The following is a 1,691-nucleotide window of genomic DNA, read 5'->3' as shown; positions in this document are numbered from 1 at the left end:
GATATTTTTGACGAATTTATAAAAGCATTACCCAATCGCCTGATCAGGCTCTTGGATAATGCTTCATGATGTTAAAAAACTATTTGATTGTACCCAACCTCAACATACGAATGAGTTGAGGGCTATTTTCGTGCTTTCAACCTTTAGTACTTTATTTTATTGTTCAGTTTCGTTGTTATTCTTTCCATAAGTGTTTTTAATATATCCAGACATTGTCATCGGTAAGATTACAAATAAGATTATCAATCAACTAATTGGAACAACGGCAACATGAATTGGTGTAGTAACTTCTGATAAGATCATAGTTGCAAAAGTACCACCTAGGATGATAACGGCACAGGTATAACGTTTTTTATATTGGTTAGTAATAGAACTATCAGTCTGTAATCGTATTCATGTTATCCTATTAGTAAAGGAAAGGCAGGGATTTTTATGTTATTGCTATCGAAAGATGATATTGAAAGTTTTTATTCACTTGAGGATTGTATCGATGCTGTCGGCGATGCGTTTAAACTTTTTTCAGCTGGAAAAGTGCAAGTTCCATTGCGGACGCAAATCAAAAAGCAGAATGGCCAAGATACATTTTTGTGTATGCCGGCTTTTTGCGAGGAGTACGATGCTTCTTGTGTCAAAGTCTTGAACATGTTTCCTAACAATATCGATCAAGGACTTGCCTCGATCAACGCCCAAGTGTTGAACATCGATGCTAAAACTGGGATCGTCGATACGGTCATGGACGGAACTTATGTCACACAATTGCGCACGGGCGCTGCCTCTGGTGTCGCATTTAAGTATTTAGCTAAAAAGGATTGCCGAAAAGGTGCTCTTATCGGAACGGGTGGCCAAGCCGAAACGCAGCTTGCTGCCATGCTTTCCGTGCGTGACTTAGAAGTGGTCGAAGTTAGCGACTTGAATTTTGAGCGAGCCCAACAATTTGCCGCAAAGATGAGTGAGAAATTGGCTGATTATCATACGAAAATCGTCGCTGCCAAGTCGGCCGATGAAGCCGTAAAAGATGCTGATCTAGTCATCACCGTTACTACTGCTAAAAAACCGGTGTATGATGCTAACAACATCAAAGCGGGGGCAACTGTCAGTGGTGTCGGCTCTTACCAACCAGATATGCAGGAAACGCCAGTGGGATTGTTGGCAAAAGCAGATAAGATCTACTTTGATTCACAAGCTGCGGTCTTAGCTGAATCAGGCGATGTCTTAAAACCACTGTCTGAAAAAATCATCACTGAGGCTGATTTCACAGGGGATATCGGCAAGGTGATCTCAGAAGAAATTCCTGGCCGTCAAAATGACCACGAGATCATTTTCTTCAAGACTGTCGGTATTGCTGCCCAAGACTTGATGACGGCTAAGTCGATCCACGATAAGGCAGTCGCTGAAGGCTTTGGAACGTACTGGAATTAATTTAGGGTAAACGTGTTATAGGGGAAATTGTAGTCAAATGAGACGAGCAAGATATTTTACAAAAAGAGCTGACCGTTTAAAAAAATCGAATCGCATCATTATTCGTATATCGTTAATATTATATTTTCGCAAATTGCAAGAACAAGTTAGCCACCCCGAAAAAATAAAAAAAGCTTAAGATCTATCAGGATCGGAGTGCCAGATTATTAGTAGCCGCAGGCCAGGGCGAATGCCTCCTGGGGTTTTTTGTATCCTAGTTGTTTCCTTGGTAG

Annotated in this window: 1 protein-coding gene; it reads left to right on the top strand. The window is 41.0% G+C overall.

What is annotated here, in order from left to right:
• Nucleotides 1–432 precede the first annotated feature (432 nt).
• Nucleotides 433–1,419 (top strand): ornithine cyclodeaminase family protein, encoded by a 987-nt coding sequence (locus EKM69_RS12150; RefSeq protein WP_125711369.1) that lies wholly within the window; start codon nt 433–435, stop codon nt 1,417–1,419.
• Nucleotides 1,420–1,691: the final 272 nt, after the last annotated feature.

The organism is Companilactobacillus zhongbaensis (assembly GCF_003946515.1).
Lineage (GTDB): Bacteria > Bacillota > Bacilli > Lactobacillales > Lactobacillaceae > Companilactobacillus > Companilactobacillus zhongbaensis.
Note: the sequence above shows the minus strand (reverse complement) of the source record. Positions and strands in the feature narration are given on the sequence as shown.